Origin of the sequence: Paraburkholderia sp. BCC1885, assembly GCF_900996235.1 — a bacterium.
Taxonomy (GTDB): domain Bacteria; phylum Pseudomonadota; class Gammaproteobacteria; order Burkholderiales; family Burkholderiaceae; genus Paraburkholderia.
Genome location: NZ_CAAJGM010000171.1, coordinates 1 through 439 on the forward strand (window position 1 = coordinate 1; position 439 = coordinate 439).

The following is a 439-nucleotide window of genomic DNA, read 5'->3' on the forward strand; positions in this document are numbered from 1 at the left end:
TGGTATTGACGGTCACCGCGCGCGGTTCGCTGAACTGGTCGAAGGACTCGATGCCGGTCTCGCGGCCCACGCCGCTGTTCTTGAAGCCGCCCCAGGGCGAGGCCGGGTCGAGCCGGTGGTGGTCGTTGATCCACACCATGCCGAACTCGAGCTTCGAGGCGACCCGGTGCGCCCGCGCGACGTCCTGCGTCCACACCGAGGCGGCGAGGCCGAACTGGGTGGCGTTGGCGATGCGCAGCGCGTCGGCCTCGTCGTCGAAGGGCATCACCACGGTCACCGGCCCGAACACTTCCTCCTGGCCGATCTCCGAATACGGGTCGACGTCGTACAGCACGGTCGGCTCGATGAAGAAGCCGGCGTCGAGCCCGGCCGGCTTGCCGCCGTCCGTCAGCAGCTTCGCGCCGGCTTGCTGCGCGCGCTCCAGCATCGCCAGGATGCG

1 protein-coding gene is annotated in these 439 nt (G+C 69.7%); it reads right to left on the reverse strand.

Translation table 11 applies throughout. From position 1 onward, the window contains the following. Positions 1–439 (reverse strand): aldehyde dehydrogenase family protein (locus tag FQ755_RS16180; protein ID WP_144155866.1); only part of this gene is annotated, 439 nt, incomplete at both ends.